This window comes from Actinosynnema sp. NPDC091369, assembly GCF_044757065.1.
GTDB lineage: Bacteria > Actinomycetota > Actinomycetes > Mycobacteriales > Pseudonocardiaceae > Actinosynnema.
Genome location: NZ_JBIVUG010000005.1, coordinates 446,742 through 469,108, shown reverse-complemented (window position 1 = coordinate 469,108; position 22,367 = coordinate 446,742). Strand labels below are relative to the sequence as shown.

Annotated in this window: 15 protein-coding genes; 9 read left to right on the top strand and 6 right to left on the bottom strand. The window is 70.9% G+C overall.

The genetic code is table 11. From position 1 onward, the window contains the following. Nucleotides 1–993: a pectinesterase family protein gene (locus ACIQMJ_RS22015; RefSeq protein WP_499762863.1), complete on the bottom strand. Its 993-nt coding sequence runs from the start codon at nt 991–993 to the stop codon at nt 1–3. A 516-nt stretch (nt 994–1,509) separates the two neighbouring features. Here ACIQMJ_RS22015 and ACIQMJ_RS22010 point away from each other — a divergent pair. The 6 genes from ACIQMJ_RS22010 to ACIQMJ_RS21985 all read left to right on the top strand — a co-directional run bounded on the left by ACIQMJ_RS22010 (nt 1,510) and on the right by ACIQMJ_RS21985 (nt 10,151). After that, nucleotides 1,510–2,244: an SDR family NAD(P)-dependent oxidoreductase gene (locus tag ACIQMJ_RS22010; protein WP_499762862.1), complete on the top strand. Its 735-nt coding sequence runs from the start codon at nt 1,510–1,512 to the stop codon at nt 2,242–2,244. Nucleotides 2,245–2,365: 121 nt separating this feature from the next. Continuing rightward, nucleotides 2,366–2,755 carry an HPF/RaiA family ribosome-associated protein gene (locus tag ACIQMJ_RS22005; RefSeq protein ID WP_499762861.1) on the top strand — a complete coding sequence of 130 codons (390 nt, stop codon included), beginning with the start codon at nt 2,366–2,368 and terminating at the stop codon, nt 2,753–2,755. A 334-nt stretch (nt 2,756–3,089) separates the two neighbouring features. After that, nucleotides 3,090–4,448, top strand: coding sequence for an alpha/beta hydrolase family protein (locus ACIQMJ_RS22000; RefSeq protein WP_499762860.1), 1,359 nt, complete (start codon nt 3,090–3,092; stop codon nt 4,446–4,448). Between the two features lie 683 nt (nt 4,449–5,131). Further along, entirely contained in the window at nt 5,132–6,250 is a 1,119-nt protein-coding gene (locus tag ACIQMJ_RS21995; protein WP_499762859.1) for a carboxylate-amine ligase, read from the top strand. A gap of 546 nt (nt 6,251–6,796) precedes the next feature. Beyond that, entirely contained in the window at nt 6,797–9,952 is a 3,156-nt protein-coding gene (locus ACIQMJ_RS21990) for an RHS repeat domain-containing protein (protein ID WP_499762858.1), read from the top strand. 16 nt (nt 9,953–9,968) lie between these two features. Beyond that, a complete protein-coding gene (locus tag ACIQMJ_RS21985; RefSeq protein ID WP_499762857.1) occupies nt 9,969–10,151 on the top strand; it encodes a hypothetical protein in 183 nt (60 codons plus the stop codon). Between the two features lie 651 nt (nt 10,152–10,802). On the opposite strand, the gene ACIQMJ_RS21980 is transcribed toward ACIQMJ_RS21985, so the two are convergent. From ACIQMJ_RS21980 to ACIQMJ_RS21960, 5 genes are all read right to left on the bottom strand, one after another. Next, nucleotides 10,803–11,666 (bottom strand): oxygenase MpaB family protein, encoded by an 864-nt coding sequence (locus tag ACIQMJ_RS21980; protein WP_499762856.1) that lies wholly within the window; start codon nt 11,664–11,666, stop codon nt 10,803–10,805. A gap of 274 nt (nt 11,667–11,940) precedes the next feature. Then, nucleotides 11,941–12,510: a hypothetical protein gene (locus ACIQMJ_RS21975; protein ID WP_499762855.1), complete on the bottom strand. Its 570-nt coding sequence runs from the start codon at nt 12,508–12,510 to the stop codon at nt 11,941–11,943. An 821-nt stretch (nt 12,511–13,331) separates the two neighbouring features. Further along, nucleotides 13,332–14,219, bottom strand: a complete 888-nt coding sequence (locus ACIQMJ_RS21970; RefSeq protein WP_499762854.1) for an alpha/beta fold hydrolase — start codon at nt 14,217–14,219, stop codon at nt 13,332–13,334. A 524-nt stretch (nt 14,220–14,743) separates the two neighbouring features. Continuing rightward, nucleotides 14,744–15,361, bottom strand: coding sequence for an alpha-ketoglutarate-dependent dioxygenase AlkB (locus ACIQMJ_RS21965; RefSeq protein WP_499762853.1), 618 nt, complete (start codon nt 15,359–15,361; stop codon nt 14,744–14,746). A gap of 77 nt (nt 15,362–15,438) precedes the next feature. Further along, entirely contained in the window at nt 15,439–15,606 is a 168-nt protein-coding gene (locus ACIQMJ_RS21960) for a hypothetical protein (RefSeq protein WP_499762852.1), read from the bottom strand. Between the two features lie 213 nt (nt 15,607–15,819). Here ACIQMJ_RS21960 and icmF point away from each other — a divergent pair, with 213 nt between their 5' ends. From icmF to ACIQMJ_RS21945, 3 genes are all read left to right on the top strand, one after another. After that, nucleotides 15,820–19,059: a fused isobutyryl-CoA mutase/GTPase IcmF gene (gene icmF, locus ACIQMJ_RS21955; protein ID WP_499762851.1), complete on the top strand. Its 3,240-nt coding sequence runs from the start codon at nt 15,820–15,822 to the stop codon at nt 19,057–19,059. Between the two features lie 86 nt (nt 19,060–19,145). Then, the gene (locus tag ACIQMJ_RS21950; RefSeq protein ID WP_499762850.1) at nt 19,146–19,700 is read left to right on the top strand and encodes a hypothetical protein; all 555 of its coding nucleotides are present in this window, start codon (nt 19,146–19,148) and stop codon (nt 19,698–19,700) included. Beyond that, nucleotides 19,697–22,363, top strand: coding sequence for a hypothetical protein (locus ACIQMJ_RS21945; protein ID WP_499762849.1), 2,667 nt, complete (start codon nt 19,697–19,699; stop codon nt 22,361–22,363). Before ACIQMJ_RS21950 ends, ACIQMJ_RS21945 begins: the two co-directional genes overlap by 4 nt. The last annotated feature ends 4 nt before the right edge of the window (nt 22,364–22,367 follow it).

Here is a 22,367-nt window from a genome sequence, read left to right as displayed (position 1 = left end):
TCACCTGACCGGGTTCCAGCCGTCGGAACCCGCCAGGTACTTCTGCGGCGTGTGGTTCGCCGCTGCGGTGGAGCTCAGCTGCGGCCGGTTGGCGTTGACTCCGGCGCCCGGGCCGGTGTTGGCGTACTCGAAGAACCGCGCGCTGCGCCACGACGTGGAGCCCATGTCGGTCCACGGCTGCGAGGTGCGGATGTGCGCGCCCAGGTAGGACTCGCGGATGACGACCTGCGCGTTGCTGTTCGCGTCAGGGCTCCACGGCCGGCCCAGGGACACGGTGCCTGCGGTGACGGCGCCGCCGAACGTGCAGCCGCGGAACAGGAACCCGTATGGGTTGTTCCGGTCGGTCGACGCGGCGGTGACGTACCCGTTGTTGCTCGAGGAGCCGCGGGAGAGGGAGGTGATGGTGCAGCGGTCGAACACCACCGAGCCCAGGCCGAAGATGAAGTCCACGTCCCCTTCCACGTGGCAGTTCCGGAAGTACTGCCGGTACCGCACGGCGTACGACGGCCCCCACGACAGGAGTGTGTCCTGGTTGCCCAGCACGCGGACGTTGTCGTAGACCTGCCGGTCGCCGTTCGCCGCCAGCGCGACGGCCTGCTCCGACCCGGAACCCGTTTCCACGTAGTCGTTCTTGACGGTCAGCGCCCGCACGGTGGTGTTGGCGGCGTTGATCGTGACGGTGGCGGTGGTCAGGGTGCTTCCGGTGTTCTTCGCCGCCTTGTCGCCGACGATGACGACGTCCGAGGCCACGCCGGTCGCGCCGACGAGCGTGAGGCCGGTCTTGGCGCTCGGGATCGTCACCGTCTCCCGGTAGGTGCCCTTGCCGATCGAGATCGTGGTGCCGGCCGGGACCGCGTTCACCGCGGCCTGCACGGTCCGGTAGTTCCCGGTGCCGTCTGCCGCGACGACGACGGTGGCGGCCTGGGCCGGGACCGTCGTGGCGGCCGTGATGAGCGCCGCCGTGAGGACGGCACGGGGCAGTGCCTTGACCATGTGCTGCTCCCCATCGAGTCGCATGGCGGCGGCGCGTGTCCCGATCTTGCCATCAGGCGGTTTTCCGTTCAACCGCCGAACGAATGCGCCAGTCGCAGCGCATCGCCCCCCGGAACGTGCGGCTGAACTCCGCGCAGGGGATGATCGGCTGCGGCCGGGCCTGCTCCACCGCCGTCCGCGTCGAGCCAGTTCCCCTTGGACAGGGCGGCGAACCAGACCGGTCCGCGGGCTCGAAGCGGACAGGACCCGTCAGTTGCCGGCGAAAACCGCGTTCTCGTGCCGGAGCACCAGCGCTCGGCGTCCTTCGCCGCCTCGCAGCGCAGCCGCACCGACGGAGCTGACAGCGACTTCCGGGCCACCCCGTACATCAGGGACACGATCACCCGGCCACGCTCTCAAGGCGGTGGTGCCCCGGCTCTACCAGCGACGATGACTTTTCGAGCGGCACAGCTTGCGAACGGGGCCCGATGCGGCATACGTTCTTCGCCTTTTGTCGAACTGCGAGGGAGCATACCCGTGGAACTGCGCAACAAGGTCGCGCTCGTCACCGGCGCTACAGCCGGGATCGGCCACGAGACCGCGAAGGTGTTCGCCCGCGAGGGCGCGAGCGTGATCGTCCACGGCCGGGACGCCGCGCGCGGCGCGGACGTCGTCGCCGAGATCGAGGCGGACGGCGGGACCGCGCGGTTCGTCCGAGCCGACCTGTCCACCGCGGACGGCGTGCGGGAGCTCGCCTCGGCGGCGGGCGAGGTGGACGTGCTGGTGAACAACGCGGGCATCTACCCGTTCGCGTCAACCGCCGAGCAGACCCGCGAGGGCTTCGAGGAGTTACTCGCGGTCAACGTCCTCGCGCCGTTCCACCTCACCGCGGCGTTGGCACCCGCCATGGTGGCCAAGGGCGCAGGTGCGATCGTGAACGTCTCGACCGTGGCCGCCGTCACACCGGTCTACAACGCCGCCGCCTACGGCGCGACGAAAGCCGCCCTGGAGTCCCTGACCCGCAACTGGGCCGTGGAGTTCGGCATGAGCGGCGTGCGGGTCAACTCCGTCGCGCCGGGTGGGGTGACCACCGAGACCGTGATGAACCTGTTCGGGGACGCGGTCCACGACAACGCTGCCACTACCACGGCACTGCGGCGCATGAGCGAGCCGAGGGAGATCGCCGAGGTGATCCTCTTCCTCGCCTCGCCGCGGTCCAGCTACGTCACGGGTGCGCTGCTGCTGGCCGACGGCGGGTACACGATCGTCTAGTGGGACGTCGTCAGGTTGAGTGATGGGGTGTGGCGGTGACTGGATCTCCTGATGCTGCGTTTGAGCCGACCGCTCCCGTGGTACCGGTCAAGACCATTGCTGTTCTGCTGCGGAGGTGCGGATGCAGATCCAGGTCAACACCGACCACAACATCAAAGGTGGCGAAGGACTGGCCACCTTTGTCACCGCCGACCTGGAGAGTGGTCTGTCCCGGTTCAGCGGCTGGTTGACGCGGGTTGAGGTGCACCTCAGCGAGGACGGGGGCAGCAAGCCGGAGGACAAGAAGTGCGTCATCGAGGCGCGACCGGGGGGTAAGCAGCCGGTGGCGGTCACCCACCACGCGACCACTGTGGATGAGGCGTACGCGGGAGCGGCGCACAAGTTGGGAAGGGTGTTGGATTCCCGATACTCCCGCGCCCACGACCACAAGGGCAGCGACAGCATCCGTCACATGCCCGCTCCGGAAGACCCGGAGCGGGTCGGCGCGATCGAGGACGAGTCCCGGGGCTGATCAAGGCGACAGGACGCGGTAGGCGGCACCGGTCGAGGCTCCGGTCGGGTTTGCCCGGCCGGAGCCGACGCTGCGCTTGCCGGGAGTGCCGTCCGGGCAGGTCAGGTCGCACGCTGGTAGGCGTCGAGGAGGCCGTGGCGATTGACCTGCGCGCCATCCACCAACGCAACGTTGCGCAACTCACCACGGAGCCGGTTGTCATTGACGGTCGGTGCCGCAGCAGAACATCATGAGTCTGCTCGTGGTGGTGGTGCGTGCCGGGTGGGTGAGGCGCGAATCGGCCGCACGGCGGTTCGCGGGCGATGCCGGCTTTCAGGCGGGACTGGAGATTCACATGTCCGCGGTGCGCAAACTCGGTGTCGTGCTGGCAGCCGCGTCGATGCTGGCGGCCGGTGTGCCTGCCGCGGTCGCCGCGCCACCGGACGCAACGCCGTGCCTGGGAACGGCGGCTTGCGCGTCCGGGCAGCTCCCCGACGGCACCCCGTACCAGTTCGTCAAGCCGAACCGGTGGAACGGCGTGGTGCTGGTGGACATGGACTTCGCCGACGGCGGGCTCACCGCGCCGCTGACCGCGAGTCTCGTCCAGCGCGGCTACGCCGTGGGCGGCACGACCAGGGCTTTCACCGGGTGGCGCATCGCCCTGGCGATCGACGACCAGGCCGCCGCGCTTGGGCGGTTCGAGGCGGCGTTCGGGCCCGCGCGGTGGGCGGTCGCCGAAGGCCGCTCGATGGGCGGGTTCGTGGCCGCGGGCGCCGCGCAGGTCCACCCCGACCTGTTCGACGCCGCCATACCGTTCTGCGGCGGGCTCGGTGGTTCGGTGGGGCAGTGGAACCAGAAGCTCGATACCGTGTTCGCGCTGAAGACGTTGCTGTTCGACGGCAGCGCCTTGCCCGTGACCGGGATTCCCGCTGACGTCGCCGGTGCGCGTCAGCAGTGGGTCTCGGCCCTCGCCGGAGCGCAGTCCACGGCGGAGGGGCGGGCGCGCATCGCGCTCGCCTCCGCGATCGGTCAACTCCCGGGCTGGGGGCTCACGGCGGACGGCACCGCGCCGCCGGTGCCGGCGTGGTGGGACGCAACGGGCATCGAGAACGGCATGTACCAGGCGTTGGCCGGAGGTCCGCTGCCCTACATCGGACAGGCGATGAGCAGCAGGCGCGCCATCGAGCAGATCTCCGGCGGGAACCCCTCGTGGAACACGGGGGTCGACTACGAGCGGCAACTCGCGTCGGCCGAGCCCGGCCAGCAGCTCACCGTCGTGCGGCTGTACGCCCGTGCCGGGTTGGACCTGCGGGCCGACCTCGGGCGGTTGGCCGCGGCTCCCCGCGTCGCCGCCGACCCCGCTGCCGTGTCGCACCTGTCCAGGGGAATCGTGTTCACGGGCGACGTGCGCGTGCCGGTCCTCACGGTCAGCGGCCTCGGCGACCAGATCTCCACCGTGGCGCAGCAGCAGTCCTACGAGGCGCTGGCCAACCGCGAGGGCAACGGCCGGTTCGTGCGTCAGACGTACGTGCGGACAGCGGGGCACTGCACGTTCACCGTCGACGAGCAGGTCGCCGCGATCGACCGGATGTGGCAGCGGTTGCGGACGGGCGTCTGGCCCGACCTCTCGCCTCGCACCATGAACGGGCTTGCTGTCGATGGCCGTTACGTCGACTACGTCCCGCCCGTGTTCAACCGACCGTTCGCGGGCTGACGAACACCCGTCGACCACGTCGGCCTCGGTTTCTGCTTCGTGGTGACCGCCCTGGCGTTCGGGATCGCGGCGCTGACCTCGGTGCGACCGCGCGGCCTGACGACGCCGAGCGCCTGGTCCCCGGGTTCTCGCCGGTCGCGCCCAGGTGGGGTCCGACCGGGTGGGTCCCAGCCGCTGACCGGACCAGGTGCGGGTCCAGCGCTGGTCGGTCTGGCCGTTGCAGTCCCAGGTCTGGGCCAGGGCGCTGTTGGTCGGTGTGCTGCCGGGGGTTGGACAGGCGCTTGGCCAGGACGCGTCGGGTCTGCGTGGCGGCGTCCATGTTGCGCAGGTCGTTGCCCGCGATGAGGGACGAGGCCATGACGGCCCACAGAACGTCGTTAGCGGCGCTAACACGCTGAGCAGTGCGGGCGATGCGGTGAACCGCACGATCGTCAGCACGTACTTCCCGGACGGCAAGCTGCGCAGCAGTGCGCGCGGCCCCTGGCCGGTGACTCGCCCACGGCCGACCTCACGCTCTTCGTGGCGACCGACCGTCCTCCCGTGGTCCGAACGGACCACCGGTTTGCGAAGGGTGACTGCGGGTTATCCCCCGGTCCCCACCGGTGGTGATCAAACATGTGAGCGAGGCAGGCATGGCGTCGTTTTCCCCTGTGCTGTGGTCTGCGGACCCGGGTGCGCCCGGTGTGCCGACCGTCGGTGTGGAAGAGGAGTTCCTGCTGGCGGACCTGTCCACCGGGCACCTGCTCCCGATCAGCGCGCACGTCGTCGAGGTCGCCCGCGATCTGGGCGGTGCGCTGGAGTTGGAGCTGACCAGGGCGCAGGTGGAGATCAACACGGCGGTGTGCCGGACCATGGCGGAGGTGCGCGAGCAGCTGACGCTCCTGCGCTCTACCGCCGCCGAGGCGGCGTCGCGGTGTGGCGGCAGCCTGCTCGCCGTGGGCACCGCTCTGGCCGATGACGCACCGGGACCGCCGATCACCGACGACCCGCGGTACCACAGGATCAACAACGCATACGGGCAGCTGGCACCCGAGAACGTCGTGTGCGGGTGCCACGTCCACGTCGAGGTGCCCGACCGGGAGACCGCGGTCCAGGTCTGCAACCACGTCCGGCCGTGGCTGCCCGTGCTGCTGGCGCTCACCGCGAACTCGCCGATCCACCACGGCGTCGACACCGACTACGCCAGTTGGCGGTCGGTGATCGTCGGCCGCTGGCCGTGTGCCGGCGCCCCGCCGTACTTCGAGACGCTCGCGCACTACGAGTCGGCCGTGGACATGGCAGTCGGCTCCGGCAGCGTGCTCGACGAGAAGATGGTGTACTGGGACATCCGCCCCTCCTCGCACCTGCCCACCGTGGAGGTCCGGGTAGGTGACGTCCAGGCCACTGTGGACGAGGCTGTGCTGTTCGCCGCCCTGGTGCGGGCGCTCGTCATGACGTCGTTGCAGTCCATTAAGGACGGTGTCGCGGCACCTCGCGTCAGCGACGACGCGCTGCGCATGGCGTATTGGCGCGCGGCGCGTGACGGACTGGACGGGATGGGCGTCGACCTCGACACCATCCGGCCCGTTCCGGCCGTCGATCTGTTGCACCGGCTGCTGCGCCACGTCGAATCCGCGCTGACCGCGACGGGTGAGCTGCGGGCCGTGAGGGCGCTCGTGGACGAGTTGATCACCAGTGGCAATGGTGCGAGCCGGCAGCGACGAGCCTTCCGCCACGACCACGCCGTGACCGACGTCGTGCCACTGGTCTCCCAGCACACCGAGCACGCCGACCACGACCGTTCACCGGACAACGTCGCCTGATGGCGTCGGTTGGGGAGTGGACGTCTGCTGGTCGGCTCGCGCGTGGCGGCGACGGGTTCGGGTGGGGGACTGCCGGGAGCCTGGCCCGACGTTCCGACCAGGACCAGGATCAGGACCAGGGCGACGGATCACCGGGTGACCGGCTCGTCAAGCACCAGGGCCGAGTCATTTCTTGCTGGAAACCAGGAGGGCCGACCGCGGAGGTCGTGCTGAAGGTCAACAAGCGCTGATGCCCGCGGAGAGCGGCCGTCCCGACAGTTGCCGGAGCGGCTGCTCGCCGCTGCCCGGAGCAGTGAACCTCCTGTCCAACATGGACAGTCATCCTGTGCGGGCACGCCGTCTGTCCCGCCGGCGGGATCTGCGCTCATCGGTGTGACTGCCCACGATGGTGACCGTGCGTGGCGCGGCGTTGCTGCGTTGGAGTGACCTCCCAATACCGAGGTGCGGTTCACAGGGCCCGTCGCTAGCTTCGAATGCGCCGGGGCCAGAGGGCCGCCGGCGTGCGCCGGACGCCGGGGGGCGTCCGGTTCGTGAGGGGGAATCGTTGTGAGACGCAGTGTTCTGCGTGGGTTGCTGCTGCGCGCGTTGGGCAGCACGGTGGTCGCCGTGGTGGCGGCCGGTGTGGTGAGCGGCATCGGGCAGGCCGCGCCCGAGGCCGTCGGGGCGGTGGAGGCGCCGGAGACGTGGACCCCGTCGTCCGACGTGAACCGGACGCCGGTGGGCGGTCCACCGCCCGACCGGGAGCGGTGGCCCTCGGGCGACGGGGACGTGCAGGCACAGCGGCTGACGTGTGCCGGGGCCGACTACGGCGTCCTGCCGTCGTACCCCATGGAACGGCACCGGATCAGCGACCGGCTGGAAGTCCTGGTCAACCTCAACACCCGCAACGCGGTGCTGGCCTACCGCGAGCTGACGGTCAAGGGCACCGGGCTGAACCTGACGGTGGACCGGTTCTTCAACACCTACGACGGCGCCAGCCCGGGCGGCGACTGGCTGCTCGGCTACGACAACACCAGCCTGGAGGTCTTCGACGGCCAGGGCGTCATCCTCCACGGCCCCAACGGGTACTGCGAGTGGTTCGACGACAACCTCGACGGCACGTATGCTCCTGCACCCAAGGTGGACGCCAAGCTGACCAGGACGCCCGACGGCGGCTTCGTGGTCTCGTTCGACGGCTCGAGCGAGCGGTGGCTGTTCACCGCGTCGGGCTGGCTCGTCTCGCAGACCGACCGCAACGGCAACACCGTCACCAACCGGTACAGCCCTGAAGGCAAGCTGACGTCGGTCGTGGACACCCGCAACCGGGTCGCCCGGTTCGACTACGACGCGCAGGGCCGGCCGCGGTCGATCACCGACCCGTCCGGGTTGACCTTCGGCGACTACGCCTACGCGGGGAACGGTCTGATCAGCGAGTTCACCGACCGGAACGGCGCGAAGACCAAGTTCGGGTACGCCGCCGACTACCCGAACCTCCTGACGTCGGTCACCGACCCCCGCGGCGGGACCTACCGGTTCGAGCACGACGACCTGGGGCGGTTGACGAAGTTGACGAAGCCGACCCCGGACGGCGTCGGCGTCAGCACCACCTACGCGTGGAACGCCGCCTACGACACGATCGTCACCGACGCCAACGGCAACGCCTCGACCCACGAGTTCGACGACGAAGGCCGTCAGGTCAAGGCCACGGACGCGTTGGGCCACAGCCAGTCGCAGACGTGGACGGCGGCCAGTGACGTCAACGTCACGACGAACGCGCTGTCGCACTCGACCACGTACCAGTACGACTCGTTGAACAACCTGATCGGCACCAAGCTGGCGACCGGGGCGCAGAGCGTGGTCGGCTACACGAGCTCGGCGCACCCGCACCTGCCGACGCAGGTCACCGACGCCTCGGGCAACCGGGCGACCAAGGGGTACGACACCAACGGCAACGTGACCAAGGTGCGCTCGACCGGCCTCGGCGTCGACATCGAGACCTACACCTACTCGTCGCTGGGCCTGGTGAGGACGCGCAAGGACGGCAAGGGCTCGATCACGTCCTACGAGTACGACCAGGACGGGAACCTGACCAAGATCGTCCCGCCGGCGCCCGCGGGCGCCACCGCGTACACGTACGACTCGTTGTCGCGGGTGACGAGCGTGACCGACGGCAACGGCGTGCGCGTCGACTACGGCTACGACAGGCTGGACCGGGTCGTGTCGGTCAGGCACGGGGCGACGGTGGTGCAGGCGAACACCTTCGACGCCAACGGAAACCTCACCCAGACGCAGGCGCCCGGTGTGACGCGGACGCTGGAGTACGACCCGCGCAACCAGCTGACCAAGGTCACCCGCGGCACCGAGGTCGTCGGCTACACCTACGACAAGGTCGGCAACCTCAAGACGTTGACCACGCCGACCGGCACCGCGACCTACGGCTACGACGCCGCAGACCGGTTGACGTCGCTCGCGGACGCCTACGGCGGCACGACGACGTTCGGCTACGACAACGCCGACCGGCGCACCACCACCAACTTCCCGGGCGGCGCGGTGCAGACCACCGGCTACGACAACGCCGGCCGCCCCACTTCCATCACGGTCACCAAGCCGGGCGCCGAACTGGTGAAGGCAACCTACCGCTACACCCGGCCGGACGGCGTCGACACGGACAAGATCCAGTCGAAGACGATCAAGGGCGTGGCCACCGACTACACCTACGACGCCCTGGGTCGCCTCACCAAGGCGGGCACGGGCGCCTACACGCTCGACAACGCCACCAACCTGCTCACCGGCGAAGGCCGCACCTACACCGTCAACGCCGCCGACCAGTACACCAGGATCAACGACACGACGGCCGCCTTCGACGGCGCGGGCAACTACAAGTCCACCACCAACCCCGACTCCAGCTTCACCTTCAGCCCGACGAACCAGGTGCTCACCGGCAACCTGGGCACCACCAAGGTGCTGGACTACGCCTACGACACCGCGGACCAGACCCAGCCCCGCACCATCACCGAAACCCCCACCGGCGGCACGGCCGTGACGCACGTGTTCACCCGCACCGCCCTCGGGGTAACCGAAACCGTGGACAACGGGACGCGTTCCAGCTACACCCGCGACACCAAGGGCCGGCTGATCGGCTTGAGGGACAAGGCGGGCGCACGCCACGGCGCGGTCACCGACCACCAGGGCAGCGTGCTCGCGCTGGTCGACACCAACGGCAACGTCTCCGCCGAGTACACCTACGCGCCCTACGGCGCCGTCACCGCGACCGGTGCCGCAGCGGCGTCCAACCCGTTCCGCTACCTGGGCGCCTACCAGCTCCAACGAGGCCAGTACCTGCTGGGCTACCGCGTCTACGACAGCGCGTACGCCCGCTTCCGCTCGCCCGACCCGACCGGCCAGGAGGCCAACCCGTACAACTACGCCGGCGGCGACCCGATCAACAACAGCGATCCGACCGGTGCCAGCTTCAGCTCCACGGGCGGGGCCACCGTCGGCGGGCTCGCGGGCACGCTGGCCGCTTCCGCGTTCGTCGGAGCGGCGTGCGGCACGGGCGTCGCGTGCCTGCCCGCCTTGGCGCTCATGAGCGGTTTCTTCACCGGAGCGGGGGCCGCGCTCGGTTCGCAGATCGCCGGCGGCAGCCGGGACGACGTCGCCGCGGACGGGTTCTGGGGCACGGTCGGCGGCACGGTGTCGGGTCCGCTGGGCAAGCTGGTGTGAAGGGAGCTGATCACTGATGGTTGTCAGGCGCCTGGTCATCGCGGCGTTGTGGCTGGTGGCACTGGTCCTCGCGCTGGTGTTCCGCGACCGGGCACCTGGCGCCCTGTCGGCGGTCGTCGCGGGTGGTGCCGCCATCCTGCTGGTGGGACCCGTCATGCGGGCGGTCGACCGGCGCAAGCGGCGCACGCCGGGGGAGTGATCGGGCCAGGCTGCCCGAACACCTCTTCCGGGCGGCAGTTCATGACGACTGCGCCGTGGCGGTAGCCACCGGCAGCCCGTCCCCGGTTCAGCGGCAGTGACGCCGCACGGCCTCCCGCGCCGGCCCACGTTCGCGGAGCTGCCCGGTGCCGCCGCGGTCGTCCGACCGCGGCGGCACCCGCACGCAGAACGCCGATCGGCGCCGGGGTCACGGCCGCCGATCGGACGGCGGGTTTCGCCAGATCGAGCTTCGAGCCCACATCCTGTGGGGTGTCAAGAGTCGGGTACGCGGTCTGACCTGCGGTCAGGTTGCTACGGGTTCATATTTGTCGATCAGTCCGCCGAGGATTGCTCGGCGGCGTGTTGAGGTGCAGTCCGGCTCTGCGATCAGTCGGACTGTGCCGACGAATCGTTCGGCGTGGGCGTTGGCTCGTGGGCACGGTGGTGGGATCTTCGCGACCACGCGTCGGTGCCATCACAGGAATGTCTCCGGTGTCACCAGCCGGTGTTCTCGTGACCAGCCGGGGAGGCGTCGGACCAATGCGGTGAGCACTGCGCGATCGGCCCGGTCCAACCGCGCTTGAGAGCTGGTTCGGCGCAGCACGGCGACTTCGTGCCGCAGCATTTTCCCTCCACCACAAGTGTGCGGTGGTCAGCCCGCGCGGCGCTCCGCCGGTGGCAGGGCCCAGCGGACGGCGTTGGTGACGCCGTGACCCGCCAGCCGGACGGCGGTGTTCTCCAGGACCGGCAGGAAAGGCAGCCGCAGCGGCAGGCGGGCCCACACCGGCAGCGACCCGACTGCCGCCGCCGCCACCGCCGCGTAGGGCACCCGCACCGCCAACGGCACCGGTGGTGTCACCAGGAGGAACCTGGCGGCTTCACGCGCCTCCCCGGTGCCCCGCAGCTCGGGCCGGAACGCGGCGAGCCGGGAAGCCAGCTCCGCCACCGTCGTCGGAGCGTCGGGTATGCCCAGCGCCGCCCCGATCCGCGCCGTGTCGGCCACGTAGCCGTCGCACTCGCGCGGTGTCAGCCGCCCGGTCCCGTAGCGCTGGTGGCAGCGCAGGAAGCTGTCAACCTCGGCGACGTGTACCCACTCGAGCAGGTGTGGGTCGGCGGCGTGGTAGGGCGCCCCGTCGGCAGTGGTGCCGCGGATGCGCTGGTGGATCCCGCGCACCTTGTCCACGGCGCGCCGCGCGTCCTCAGCCGTGCCGAAGGTCGTGGTGGCGAGGAACAGGCTGGTGCGCTGCAACCGGCCCCACGGGTCGGTGCGGTAATCGGAGTGACCGGCGACGGCGGCCATGGCCACCGGGTGCAGGGACTGCAGCAGCAACGCTCGCAGGCCGCCGATGAACATGGCCGCGTCGCCGTGCACGCGCCGGATCGGCCGGTCCGGGTCGAACCATCGGGGGCCGGGCGCGTGGTGGATGCGGACGCGGCGCGCTTCGCCCTCGGGCCCGGCGATGCGGCCGAACACGGCGTCGGCGACGTAGCGCCGCAACGGTTGCAAGTCCACCATCGTTACCTCCGGACATGGGGTTGAGACCAATCCAGGCGCTCCTGGGCGCCGTGGCACGGCAGGCGTGCCGTCGCCGACCGTGCCTCCTACGGGCGGTGGCTCATCCGCGGCCCCGCGCCGGCTGTCGTGCAGCTGGTCGTCGTAGGAACCGGGCCGCTGGTCGCGGCGGCGAAGATCGACGGATTGGTACCCATCCCTCCGGCCATCGTCGTCGGGACCGCTCTAGTGGTGGAACGTCGTGACGCACCGGTGTGGCCGGATCACAGCCGCCGGCTCATGCGCCGCGGCGGAGCCACCGCACCTGCTTGCCGGACATCCCGTCCGCCTGCCGATCCGGCCGCAGCTGCTCTCCGGCCAGGGCCGTGAGCACCGAGATCCCGCCGGTGAGGACCGGGATCAGCCATTGGCAGATGTCCAGCTGCCGCTGGGCGTGCGCGATCTCCGGCGGGGTGGATTCCGCCGGGGTGGTGCCGCCCTCGACCGCGACGCCGTCGGCAGCCTGCAACTTCTTGCCCAGTGCCCTGCTGTAGCCGGTCACCACCAGCGCGGCTCCGGTCAGGACGAGCTTGACCCCGGTCTGGGCCGCTACTCCGCGCTGAACGGCGACCCTGTCCCTGTCAGCCCGCAGCAGCGCTGTCCCGCCCACCAGGTGCATGCCGATGGCCACGGCGTTCACCGGTGTCCAGCGCGCCCAGCCCGCGTTGGCCACTTGCAGCCGCCGCCTGTGGTCCGGGATGTCAGCGGCAGCCCCGTTGACGGCCACCGCCCCGGCGAGAGACCCGCCGAACCAGGCGGCGAGGCCGATGTCGTGCATGGCTCGGACGAGAGTGTTGCGCTGGGACATGGTCTTCCTTCGGCTCGGGCCGCGTGCGTCGGCGCGCGGGGATTCACACGATCGAGGTGACACGACCGACACCTTGTGGCGGGACGTGGTCAGCCGGGGCGACGAGCCGGCGACGCGGGCGCGACCGCAGTGGGACCGCATTCCCGCCTGTGTCGGCCACCCCAGAGATTGCCGCCCAATCCGCAGATGGGGTGCCTGCGGCAATGTCGAGTTCGGCCGGCGAGAGAGGTTCTTCGTGCGTCGGTGAGGCGCGCTCGCCACTTCTTCGGTTTGATCTCCTTGATGTTGTCCTCCCGGTACCGTGCACGATGGTGCTCTTCGCGGTGCACCTGAGAGTGGAACATCCCCGCTCTTTCCGCGAGTGGTGGAAGCGGTCCGCGGTGCGGGCGTGCGGTGGGCTGGATGCATCGGAGAATCCCTGGTAGATCCGTCCAAGAGGGGTTCCCCTCGGTCGGCTCCCGAAACGCACGGCCGGGTGCCGCTCGACCGCACGTTCGACGCCCTGGACCGAAAAGACTCGGCCTCCCAGTAGCCCAGGCCGAGCAGGTAACTACTCTCTGCGCACGAATGTCCGTCATTGGCTTCGCTGAAGTGGGATTTCCACCCCCGACGAGCGCTTCGGGCCGGCGGTCGAGACCGACAACCCGGACCTCGACCACCCACGGTCGACACAGATGAACGGAAAGTGTTCCCGCGAATTCACTGCGTCCCCCGGAAGTGTGTATTTCCGGGTCCGCTACACCCTGCGCGGCGTCGGGCGAAAGGTCAGCGGCCGAGCGGGCGCGGATCTGCTTCTCCGTGACGCCGCCGCGCCTCGTCGGTCAGGACTGGGCGCGGCGGGCGTTCTCGACGATCGCGTCGATGATGGTCGGCCATGCGCCACGCGGGAGGTCGTGCCCCATACCAGGGACGAGCACGAGCCGCGCACCGCTGATCGCGGCCGCGGTCGCCTCGCCTCCGGAGTGGTGGCACATGCGGTCCGCGGTCCCGTGGATGACGACCGTCGGAGCCGTGATCAGTGCCAGCTGGTCGGTTCGATCGCCCGCCGCGCGCACTGCCCGGTACTGCCGGCGTCGACCTCCGCGGTGGTCGGGGTCGCGGTGGAACGCGAGCGCGGTCGCCCGCCTGATCTCGTCGACGTCCTGCGCGAAGCCGGGGGAGCCGATGGTCTCGAACAGCCGCACGCGCCGTTCGACGGCCTGCTGCTCGGTGCGGGCAGGCAGGGTGAACAGGTTGCGGAGCAACCGCGCGGAGGTGCGTCCCTGGCCGCGGCGGCCGGTGGTGGACATGAGCGACGCCAGGCTGAGCACCCGTGACGGGTGCAGCGCGGCCACGACCTGGGCGATCATTCCGCCCATCGACGCTCCCACGACGTGAGCGCGCTCGGCACCGAGCGCGTCGAGGAGCCCGACGGTGTCGGCGGCCATGTCGGCCAGCGCGTACTCGGCCCCGGGCAGGTGCGTCGAGCGGCCGGCATCGCGGTTGTCGAAGCGGACGACGTGGAAGCCGCGCTCGGCGAGCCGTCGGCAGAACGCGTCGGGCCAGTGCACGAGTTGGAACCCCAGGCCCATGATCAGCAGCAGCACGGGCTGCCGTTCGTCGCCGAAGGTCTCGTAGCAGAGTTCGACATCGTTGGCTGGAGCGATGCGTTCCGCGGAGCCGACCGTGTGGTCCTGCATGGGTGTTCCGCCGTTCAGGATGAGTGCCACACGGTGTACCACTCGATGTCGGCGGCGTCGACCGAGTTATGCGAGGTCGGGCGGGCCGTTGGCTCGCGGACTCTGCGGCGGGATCGTCACGACCTCGGCGCCGGCGAGGACGGCGTCGGACACCTCTTCGCGCGGATCTCCCCGCGCGTTCAAGGTAGGACGTGGGTCAGTCGCGGCCTTGTCCGCTCGGGAAGTCAGCCGCCCCGTAGCTGGACGGGTCCGTGGTCCTCGATCACGTCAGGCTCGCGGTCCGCCGGCCCGACCGGAGCAACGACCGACGCGGGTGCTGCTCGACCTCGACGCGGTGCAGGAGCCGCGCGGCGCACCGCCCCTGGGCACTGCCCACCTCGGCGCCATCGCGACGACGCCGCTCACGGCTACCGCAGCCGTGAGCAGAGCGCCGAAGCTGGATCTCCGTTGCCGCCTACCGCTCTCCTTTGAGGGTGTTCGCAACGTTCTGGGAGTGCTCCCAGAGGGGGAGTGGTTACGGCGGTCATGCGGCACAAGGACCAGATTTCCGGTGGTCAGCGCACTCCGCGGGGCCGGAACTGGATGCTGATGCGCGGTCCGACCGCTTTGCCCGCTTTCGGCACGGCGTGCTCCCACGTCCGCTGGCACGACCCGCCCATCACGATCAGATCGCCGTGGCCCAACGCGTACCGGACGGTCGTCCCGCCGCCGCGCGGGCGCAGCGCCAGGGCGCGCGGCGTGCCCACCGACACGATCGCCACCATCGTGTCCTCGGTCGAACCTCGCCCGATCGTGTCACCGTGCCAGGCCACGGAGTCGCGGCCGTCGCGGTAGTAGCACAGCCCGGCGGTGCGGAACGGCTCGCCCAGCTCCTCGCCGTACCAGGCGCTCAGCTCGTCGCGCGCCCGCGTCAGCACCGGATCGGGGAGCGGCGCGCTCTCGTCGTAGAAGCAGAGCAGGCGCGGTACGTCGACCACGCGCTCGTACATCTGCCTGCGCTCGGCGCGCCACGGCACCTCGTCGGCCAACCGGCGGAACAACGCGTCCGCGCCCGTCAGCCAGCCGGGGAGCACGTCGATCCACGCGCCGTCGCCCAGCTCCGTCCGCCGCACACCGGTCAGCGGGCGCAGCGCGGGCGCTTCGGCGCCGTCGTCGAACAGCGACACCTGCATGCGTGCAGCATAACCCGGGAGTCGAACGCGCGTTCGACTCCAATCGCCTCTATAGCTTCAGTGCAGACTGAAAAGAGTTAGGCGTCCGGCTCGGGCTTGCGCCTCCGGCCACCGGTCCTGACCTGCTTGGACGGCTCTTCGGCAGGCTCGGCCTGCGCCTTCCCGGCGACAGCCGCATCGGCGGTACCCGGGTGGTCGGCGAGCAGGATGGCGGCCAGCTCGTCGTAGATAGGTGTGCTGCTCATGGAAGATCCTCTACCCCGTTTGGACGGAAACTACACGCGTGTTCTTCAGGGGGTACGGCCAGGGTTGCGAAAACGATCGACACGGACCGGTTTAGATCCGATTTGTCCGTTTCTCGACGCTCCGGGTGACCCGTCGCACAACACGCTCCTACTTCCGATAGACGGATGTCCTAGTAATCTGGAGGGCAGTTCCGCCTGCCGAAGGAGCCAGTCGTGACCGCTGCCCCGCTGCACCCCCCGCAGCACCCGGTTCGCTTCGTGACCGCGGCCAGCCTGTTCGACGGGCACGACGCCGCGATCAACATCATGCGTCGCATCCTGCAGTCCCAGGGCGCCGAGGTGGTGCACCTCGGCCACAACCGCTCGGTGCGCGAGGTCGTCGCCGCGGCCGTGCAGGAGGACGTGCAGGGCATCGCGATCAGCGCCTACCAGGGCGGCCACGTCGAGTACTTCAGCTACCTGGTGGAACTGCTCGCCGAACGCGGCGCCGAGCACATCAAGGTCTACGGCGGCGGCGGTGGCGTCATCGTGCCGGAGGAGATCGAGCTGCTGCACTCGCGCGGCGTGGCGCGCATCTTCTCCCCGGCCGACGGCCAGCAGCTCGGCCTCGCCCGCATGATCAACACGATGGTGGCCGCCTGCGACTACCCGCTGGCCGAGCGCGCGCCGTCGTCGTGGGACGGCCTGTTCACCGGCAGCGAGGACGTGCTGGCCCGCGCGATCACGCTGATCGAGGCGGACGCGCTGCCCGCGGACGTGCGCGACCGGATGAACCACGTCGCCGCCGAACGTTCCGTGCCCGTCCTCGGAATCACCGGAACGGGTGGTTCCGGCAAGTCGTCGCTGACCGACGAGCTGGTGCGCCGGTTCCGGCTGGACCAGCAGGACAAGCTGCGGGTGGCCGTGCTGGCGGTCGACCCGACCCGGCGCAAGGGCGGCGGCGCGCTGCTCGGCGACCGGATCCGGATGAACTGCCTGGACGGCGACCGGGTGTTCTTCCGCTCGCTGGCCACGCGCCGGGCGGGCTCGGAGGTGCCCGACGGGCTGGCGGACGCGATCGTGGCGTGCAAGGCGGCCGGGTTCGACCTCGTGGTGGTGGAGACGCCGGGCATCGGTCAGGGCGACGCGGCGATCGTGCCGTTCGTCGACCTCTCGCTGTACGTGATGACGCCGGAGTTCGGCGCCGCGTCGCAGCTGGAGAAGATCGACATGCTGGACTTCGCCGACGTGGTGGCGATCAACAAGTTCGAGCGGCGGGGCGCGGAGGACGCGCGGCGGGACGTGGCCAGGCAGCTGGTGCGCAACCGGGAGGCGTTCGGGGCGTCGTGGGAGGACATGCCGGTGTTCGGCACGTCCGCGGCGACGTTCAACGACGACGGCGTGACCGCGCTGTACCAGCACCTGCGCGGTGAGCTGGCGCAGCGCGGGCTGGACGTCGCGGAGGGCGCGCTGCCGGTCGTCACGGGCAGGGTGTCGACGTCGGCGGCGACCGTGGTGCCCCCGACGCGGGTGCGGTACCTGGCCGAGATCGCCGAGACGGTGCGTGGCTACCACCGCGCGACCGAGACGCACGTGGACGCGGTGCGGCGGGTGGCGCACCTGCGGGCGGCACGGGCGGAGCTGGAGGCGGTCGGGCACGACACGGAGGCGATCACGTCGCTGCTGGAGTCGGCGGAGAAGCAGGTCGACGCGGTGTCGGCGGAGCTGCTGGTGTCGTGGCCGGAGGTGGTGGAAGCCTACAGCGGTGACGAGATGGTCGTGCGGGTGCGGGACCGGGAGATCCACACCAAGCTGACCCGGGAGACGCTGTCGGGCAACAAGGTGCGGCGGGTGTCGTTGCCGCGCTACGACGACGAAGGCACGTTGCTGCGGTTCCTGCGCAAGGAGAACCTGCCGGGTCGCTTCCCGTACACGGCGGGGGTGTTCCCGTTCAAGCGGGACGGCGAGGACCCGGCGCGGATGTTCGCGGGCGAGGGCGACGCGTTCCGGACGAACCGCCGGTTCAAGTACCTGTCGAAGGGCTCGGAGGCGACGCGGCTGTCCACGGCGTTCGACTCGGTGACGCTGTACGGGCGCGACCCGGACACCCCGCCGGACGTGTACGGCAAGATCGGCACGTCCGGGGTGTCGATCGCGACGCTGGACGACATGAAGGCGCTCTACGCCGGGTTCGACCTGACCGCGCCGACCACGTCGGTGTCGATGACGATCAACGGCCCGGCGCCGACGATCCTGGCGTTCTTCCTGAACACGGTGGTCGACCAGCAGGTGGACAAGTTCCGCGCCGAGCACGGCCGGGAGCCGTCGGCCGCGGAGGCGGAGGAGCTGACGGCCTGGGCGCTGGCGACCGTGCGCGGCACGGTGCAGGCGGACATCCTCAAGGAGGACCAGGGGCAGAACACCTGCATCTTCTCCACCGAGTTCTCGTTGCGGATGATGGCCGACATCCAGGAGTGGTTCATCGCGCGGAAGGTGCGCAACTTCTACTCGGTGTCGATCTCGGGCTACCACATCGCCGAGGCCGGGGCGAACCCCATCAGCCAGCTGGCGTTCACGCTGGCCAACGGGTTCACCTACGTCGAGTCGTACTTGGCGCGCGGCATGGACATCGACGACTTCGCGCCGAACCTGTCGTTCTTCTTCTCCAACGGCATGGACGCGGAGTACAGCGTGATCGGCCGGGTGGCGCGGCGGATCTGGGCGATCGCCATGCGGGAGCGGTACGGGGCGAACGAGCGGTCGCAGAAGTTCAAGTACCACGTGCAGACCTCCGGTCGGTCGCTGCACGCGCAGGAGATGGACTTCAACGACATCCGCACCACGCTCCAGGCGTTGTGCGCGCTGTACGACAACACCAACTCGTTGCACACCAACGCCTACGACGAGGCGATCACCACGCCGACCGAGTCGTCGGTGCGCCGGGCGATGGCGATCCAGCTGATCATCAACAAGGAGTGGGGCCTGTCGGCGAACGAGAACCCGTTGCAGGGCTCGTTCGTGATCGAGGAGCTGACCGACCTGGTCGAGGAGGCGGTGCTGGCGGAGTTCGACCGGCTCTCCGAGCGCGGCGGTGTGCTGGGCGCGATGGAGACCGGCTACCAGCGCGGCCGGATCCAGGACGAGTCGATGCGCTACGAGCAGCGCAAGCACGACGGTTCGCTGCCGTTGATCGGGGTGAACACGTTCCTGCCGGAGGGCGGCGAGCGCGAGCACGTGACGATCGAGCTGGCGCGGGCGACCGAGGAGGAGAAGCGGTCGCAGGTGGAGCGGACGCGGGCGTTCGCCGCCGCGCACGCGGCCGAGGCGGAGCCCGCGCTGCGGCGGCTGAAGGAGGCCGCGGCGTCGGGGGAGAACGTGTTCGCGGTGCTGATGGACGCGGCGCGGGTGTGCACGCTGGGTCAGATCACCGAGGCGTTCTTCGAGGTCGGCGGCCAGTACCGGCGCAACGTCTGATCGGCTGAACTCCGCCGCCGGGTCCTTGCCCCGCGCGGCGGAGCCCGGTACTACCCTCCTGATCACCAGATCGGGGAGGGGGCGGCATGACGGATCCGCTCGCGCTCTCGGTGCTCGGCGCCGCCGCGCTGACCGAGGGCATCAAGTTCCTGTACGGCCAGGCGACGGAACTGCTGCGGCGGCGCCGGGAGCGCCGGGACGAGGCGGGCGCGCTGGAGGTCGAGCCGGCGGAGGTGCCCGAGCTGGACGGGGAGCTGCGGTTGCCGCTGCGCGCCGACGACGCGGTGCTGGAGCGGGTCGGGCCGGATCTGAAGGAGTTGCGGCGCAAGCTCCAGGACTACGCCGACGGCGTGGAGGAGGTCGTTCCCGACGACCGGGACCTGCTGGAGTCGGCGGACGCGGTGCGGCGGCTGCTGGAGGCGGTGTACGGGCAGCGCATCACGTTCCGCGGTGAGCGGCGCGCGGCGTCCGGGCCGGTGGTCGAGGGTGAGATCGACGTGGACGTGGTCGCCGGGTACGCGGCGGCGGTGCGGGCGCGGGCCATCACGGGTGGCGCGACCGTGCGCGCGTCGGTGCGGGCCAACGAGGTCGCGGAGGGCGCCGAGGTGATCGGCGTCGACGTGGATCGGATCGGCGGTTGACCGATCCGGGGTTATCCCGGCTGACCGGGGCCGAGCTGCTCTTCGAGGACGTGGTGCGGGAGCACCTGGCCCGCGGCCTGGTCGAGCGGACGTGGTTGCTGGACCGGGTCGAGCGGCACTTCCGGGACCCGGGTTGCCGGTTCGTGCTGCTGCTGGGCGGTCCGGGCACGGGCAAGAGCACGGTGCTGGCGTGGCTCGCCCGGCGCTACGGCTTGTCCCCGCGGTACTTCCTGTCCGGGCTGCGCAGCGGACCACTGGTCGGTGGTGACGCGAAGTCGCTGCTGATCCGGCTGGGCAACCAGCTCGCCGCGCTGAAACCCGGGGTGATGGGCGCGGACCTCGACGTGCGGGTCGAGCAGACCGTGGGGGAGGTGCGCGGCCGGGCGGTCGGCGTGCGGGTCGACGTGCTCAAGGTGTCGCCGTTCCGGCACACGGCGATGCGGGTGGCGCAGCGGGCGGAGGTCGTGTCGGGCGAGGTCGTCGGCGTCGAGGTGGGGCTGGTGGTGTCGGAGACCCGGCTGCTCCAGGTGCCCGATCTGCAGGAGTTCGCGCTGCTGGACCCGGCGCGGCGGCTGGCCGAGCAGGAGCCGGACGCGCTGGTGGTCGTGCTGGTCGACGCGTTGGACGAGCTGCGGTTCCGGGCGACCGGCGCGGGGACCGCGGACGTGCTGGACTGGCTGGCCGAGGTGCCGGAGCTGCCCGCGAACGTGCGCGTGGTGGCGACCGCGCGGCCCGACGACCGGCTGCTGGAGCGGTTCCGGCTCGGGCAGGGTCGCTGGATCTGCGAGGAGCCGATCGAGGCGGCGGCCGAGGAGGTCCGGCGTGACCTGGTCGAGCACGCCCGCGCGCTGCTCTCGGACCCGGTGGTGGCCGGGCTGCCGGTGGTGCGCGCGACCGGCGTGGACCGGCTCGCGCGGCGGATCGCCGGTCGGTCGGACGGCAACTTCCTGTACCTGGCGCTGTGGGGCGCGGCGCTGCGGGAGGCGGCCGAGGCGGGTGACGCCGTCCGGGTGGCCGCGTTGGCGGACTTCGAGGTGCTGCCGGCCGGGCTGGACGGGTTCTACGAGTACTTCCTCGCGCTGGTCGTGCGCGCGGTGGAGAAGCACGAGGCGCCGGGCGGGCTGCGGTTCTGGGACGAGGTGTGCCGTCCGCTGCTGGACGTCCTCGCGGTGGCCTTCGCGCCGCTGCCGCCCGCGGCGCTGTTCGCCCTGTCCGGGGTGGCGCGCCGGCGGCGGGAGGCGGCGCGGGCGCTGGACCACCTCGGCGGGCTGCTGGCCCGCGACGGTGACGGGGTGCGGTTGTGCCACCTGAGCTTCGCCGAGTTCCTGACTTCGGCGGAAGATCAACGGTTGGTGGATCATTGGCACGTGGACGCCGACGAGAACCACTACTTGATCGCGGACCGGATGATCGACCGCTGGGGGTCGGACTGGGCCGCCTGCACGGACGACTACGCCCTCGACCACACCGTGGCGCACCTGGTCTCGGGCATCCGGTCGGCCCGGTCGCCCGAGGTGCGGGCCGACTGCGTGCGCGCGCTGACGGCGTTGCTCGCCGCCCCGGACCACGGGCTGGCCAAGGCGCACCGGCGCGGCCTGGACGCGGTGCTGACCGACTACGTCGACGCCTGCGCGGCGCTGGACGGCGCGGCGACACCGGCCGGGTCGGCGATCGCCGGCGGGCTGAGCGGCGTGGTGGCGCGGCTGGTGGACGAGGGCGTGCCGGACCTGGCGGGCGTGCTGCACGCGGTGCTGGGGTACCGGCCGGTCGCGGCCGGGCTGAACCGGGACGTGCTGGCGAGGCTCACCGACCCGGAGTACCTCGCGGACGCGGTGGCGGACGAGGAGCGCCGGTCCACCGCGCTGATCGCGTTCTCCCACGGCCAGGCGACCAGGCTGCGCCGCACCGGCGTGCCCGCCGACCTGGAGGAGGCCCGTCGCCTGTTGCTCGACTCGGTCGCGGCGGTGCGGGACATCGACCGGATCACGTCGACGCGGCAGCGGGCGCTGCTCTACTACGAGCTGGCCTACCTGGAGTTCCTGCACGGCGAGCACGAGCAGGCGGCGTCGTGGTTCGCGCGGTCCGTCGAGGCCGCGGAGCAGTCGGGGGACCGGGTCGGCGCGGCCTTCACGCGGTTGGTCGCGATGCGCGTGGCGCTGTTGAGCGGCACGGTGGAGCACGACGTCTACCGGGCCGTGCACGAGGAGGCGCTGGAGTTGTTCGCCGATGGCGGAGTGAGCAGCCCGCACCTGTCGCGCTGGACGACCTCGGCGCACGCGCAGCTGCTGGACCTGGCGCTGTTCACCGAGGACCGGGACCGGGTGGTCGAGCGGCTGGGGACGCTGGCCGAGGACCGGTGGTACAGCGACAGCGGCCGGTCGGACATGTTCGACCGCTACCGGGCGCGGGCGGCGGTGGTGACGGGGGACTGGGCGACCGCGGCGGAGCTGTTCGGGCGGCTGCTGGTCGACGAGCTGGGCGACCCGCCCGCGCACCGCGAGGAACTGGCCCGCGACCTGTACTACTACGGCCGCGCGCTGGCCGGCCTCGGCGACGCCGACCGGGCGCGGCAGGTGTGGGAGCTGGCGCTGCGGTGCCCGGACAACGCGGCCAACTGGCCGTGGAAGCCGCGGGTGGCGGAGGTGCTGCGCGACCTGGGTTGACCGG

Bases quoted from the DNA above. Each gene is read 5' to 3' on its own strand.
- ACIQMJ_RS21985 (WP_499762857.1), top strand. From the start codon at position 9,969: ATGGTTGTCAGGCGCCTGGTCATCGCGGCGTTGTGGCTGGTGGCACTG.
- ACIQMJ_RS22015 (WP_499762863.1), bottom strand. From the start codon at position 993: ATGGTCAAGGCACTGCCCCGTGCCGTCCTCACGGCGGCGCTCATCACG.
- ACIQMJ_RS21950 (WP_499762850.1), top strand. From the start codon at position 19,146: ATGACGGATCCGCTCGCGCTCTCGGTGCTCGGCGCCGCCGCGCTGACC.
- ACIQMJ_RS21965 (WP_499762853.1), bottom strand. From the start codon at position 15,361: ATGCAGGTGTCGCTGTTCGACGACGGCGCCGAAGCGCCCGCGCTGCGC.
- ACIQMJ_RS22005 (WP_499762861.1), top strand. From the start codon at position 2,366: ATGCAGATCCAGGTCAACACCGACCACAACATCAAAGGTGGCGAAGGA.
- ACIQMJ_RS21975 (WP_499762855.1), bottom strand. From the start codon at position 12,510: ATGTCCCAGCGCAACACTCTCGTCCGAGCCATGCACGACATCGGCCTC.
- ACIQMJ_RS21960 (WP_499762852.1), bottom strand. From the start codon at position 15,606: ATGAGCAGCACACCTATCTACGACGAGCTGGCCGCCATCCTGCTCGCC.
- ACIQMJ_RS21980 (WP_499762856.1), bottom strand. From the start codon at position 11,666: ATGGTGGACTTGCAACCGTTGCGGCGCTACGTCGCCGACGCCGTGTTC.
- ACIQMJ_RS22000 (WP_499762860.1), top strand. From the start codon at position 3,090: ATGTCCGCGGTGCGCAAACTCGGTGTCGTGCTGGCAGCCGCGTCGATG.